Genomic DNA, 1,412 nt, shown 5'->3' with positions numbered 1-1,412 from the left:
CTGATGACGAGCGTTCTTTTAGAATGCGAAGTGGTTGATGCCATGCTTCCAGGAAAAGCTTCTAAGCTTCAGGTAACTAGGAACCGTACCCCAAACCGACACAGGTGGTTAGGTAGAGAATACCAAGGCGCTTGAGAGAACTCGGGTGAAGGAACTAGGCAAAATGGCACCGTAACTTCGGGAGAAGGTGCGCCGGTGAGGGTGAAGTATTTACTACGTAAGCCCATGCCGGTCGAAGATACCAGGCCGCTGCGACTGTTTATTAAAAACACAGCACTCTGCAAACACGAAAGTGGACGTATAGGGTGTGACGCCTGCCCGGTGCCGGAAGGTTAATTGATGGGGTTAGCGCAAGCGAAGCTCTTGATCGAAGCCCCGGTAAACGGCGGCCGTAACTATAACGGTCCTAAGGTAGCGAAATTCCTTGTCGGGTAAGTTCCGACCTGCACGAATGGCGTAACGATGGCGGCGCTGTCTCCACCCGAGACTCAGTGAAATTGAAATCGCTGTGAAGATGCAGTGTATCCGCGGCTAGACGGAAAGACCCCGTGAACCTTTACTATAGCTTTGCACTGGACTTTGAGCTTGCTTGTGTAGGATAGGTGGGAGGCTTTGAAGTGGGGACGCCAGTTCTCATGGAGCCATCCTTGAAATACCACCCTGGCAACCTTGAGGTTCTAACTCTGGTCCGTTATCCGGATCGAGGACAGTGTATGGTGGGTAGTTTGACTGGGGCGGTCTCCTCCCAAAGAGTAACGGAGGAGTACGAAGGTGCGCTCAGACCGGTCGGAAATCGGTCGTAGAGTATAAAGGCAAAAGCGCGCTTGACTGCGAGACAGACACGTCGAGCAGGTACGAAAGTAGGTCTTAGTGATCCGGTGGTTCTGTATGGAAGGGCCATCGCTCAACGGATAAAAGGTACTCCGGGGATAACAGGCTGATACCGCCCAAGAGTTCATATCGACGGCGGTGTTTGGCACCTCGATGTCGGCTCATCACATCCTGGGGCTGAAGCCGGTCCCAAGGGTATGGCTGTTCGCCATTTAAAGTGGTACGCGAGCTGGGTTTAGAACGTCGTGAGACAGTTCGGTCCCTATCTGCCGTGGACGTTTGAGATTTGAGAGGGGCTGACCTTAGTACGAGAGGACCGGGTTGGACGAACCTCTGGTGTTCCGGTTGTCACGCCAGTGGCATTGCCGGGTAGCTATGTTCGGAAAAGATAACCGCTGAAAGCATCTAAGCGGGAAACTTGCCTCAAGATGAGATCTCACTGGAGCCTTGAGCTCCCTGAAGGGCCGTCGAAGACTACGACGTTGATAGGTGGGGTGTGTAAGCGCTGTGAGGCGTTGAGCTAACCCATACTAATTGCCCGTGAGGCTTGACCATATAACACCCAAACAATCTGCCCTCAA

At 53.0% G+C, this 1,412-nt stretch carries 1 rRNA gene; it reads left to right on the top strand.

Going from position 1 to position 1,412, the window contains the following annotated elements:
• A 23S ribosomal RNA gene (locus BM186_RS26020) occupies nucleotides 1–1,386 on the top strand; the annotation flags it as partial.
• Between the last annotated feature and the right edge of the window lie 26 nt (nucleotides 1,387–1,412).

The sequence above is a fragment of the Ectopseudomonas toyotomiensis genome, from assembly GCF_900115695.1.
GTDB lineage: Bacteria > Pseudomonadota > Gammaproteobacteria > Pseudomonadales > Pseudomonadaceae > Aquipseudomonas > Aquipseudomonas toyotomiensis.
This window is presented reverse-complemented; position numbering and strand designations above follow the sequence as displayed.